Source organism: Microbacterium sp. Bi128, from assembly GCF_918698205.1.
Window position 1 is genome coordinate 1 of record NZ_CAKKMM010001502.1, and the last position, 1,197, is coordinate 1,197.

Below are 1,197 nucleotides of genomic sequence, written 5' to 3' on the forward strand. Positions count from 1 at the left end.
CGGTGATGAGGCGCAGGGCGTCGCACGCGCTGAAGCCCCGGGCCATCCGGAGACCAAGGAAGAAGATGACGGCGAAAATGACGAAGCGCAGCAGCAGGTTGGCGACGTTCATGCCTCCCAGGGCTTGGTCCACGGCCAGATACGGGGCATCGATGCTGAGCAGGATCGCCAGGGTCATCAGCGCAAGGATCCAGAACAGGGACCGGTTCTCACCCCGCAGGACACTGGGCACGCGGACGAGCGTGGCGACGCAGCACATCGCCAGTGTGGTCCACTGCAGGATCGCGATCATCCGAGGTTCTCCCAAATCTTTTGTGTTTGTGCCTGCTCCTGCTCATGGCGCCGCAGCGATTTTCCGAGCGCCTGAAGACGTTCCCCGGCCAGGGCACTAAGGTCGCCGTCGGAAAGAGCGTCCAACGCGGCTTGCTTCGCCCCGGCCGTCCAGCCGGCCTCAGCCTCAGTTATCAGGCCCGTGGCGACGAGCCCGCCCGTGAAGCCTACGCCCGCCGCGCGGGCCGTCGCGACCGCAAGCTCGGGGGACAGCCGGTTTGCCGTGAGCTGCGCGGAGTAATTTTGCGGTGCCACCCCGGTGGCGGCCGAAACCCGGTGGCGCAATTCACCATCGTCAATCGCATCCACCCAGTTCCGGACCGACGTGGCGTGCGGTGCGGGGCTCAGAGCCGGGGTCATTGAGCTGCCCTGGTCGCCGTAGCCGCCGTAGGCCGGGGAAGAACGCGAAATGACGGCGCGCAACAGGTCCATAGTGGCGACCTGGCTGACGAGTTCGGCCGGGGTCGGCGGCTGCGGCGGGGCGGCCAGCTCCGCATAGTGCTCGAAGGAAGCGAGTTCCGCCAGCGGACTCAAATCCAGGGCCCGGCTGATGCTGACCAGGGTGGTTTCGGCCACCTTCCCGCGGACCAACTGCTGGGCGAAGGTGGTGCGCTTGATCCCGGAGATCCGGCAGAGATCGGCTGTGCTCGCGGACGGGGCAACCCGATGAAGCCAGAGTTGGAACGCCTTTGCGGGTAGTGGCATCTAGGGCTTCCTGCGGAGTCGACGGGCAGTATGGCTACTGGCATGCGGTGGGGCAGCGGCGATTGAGGCGGGGGGTGGCGGCGGTGTGGCGGTGTTGGCTGGGATTTTGCGTGAGGTCCTAATTCAACTATGCTAAATGGTCGAACCCGCTGGTCCGTACAC

1 protein-coding gene and 1 pseudogene are annotated in these 1,197 nt (G+C 65.9%); both read right to left on the reverse strand.

Annotated elements, in window-relative coordinates; all coding sequences use genetic code 11:
• A pseudogene (locus LQV45_RS34030) lies at positions 1–292 on the reverse strand (hypothetical protein); the annotation flags it as partial.
• Positions 289–1,035 (reverse strand): hypothetical protein, encoded by a 747-nt coding sequence (locus LQV45_RS34035; RefSeq protein WP_230012263.1) that lies wholly within the window; start codon positions 1,033–1,035, stop codon positions 289–291. The gene LQV45_RS34035 and the pseudogene LQV45_RS34030, both read right to left, overlap by 4 nt.
• Positions 1,036–1,197 lie beyond the last annotated feature (162 nt).

Excerpts from the sequence above, each read along its gene's own strand:
- LQV45_RS34035 (WP_230012263.1), bottom strand. The coding sequence starts at position 1,035 with ATGCCACTACCCGCAAAGGCGTTCCAACTCTGGCTTCATCGGGTTGCC.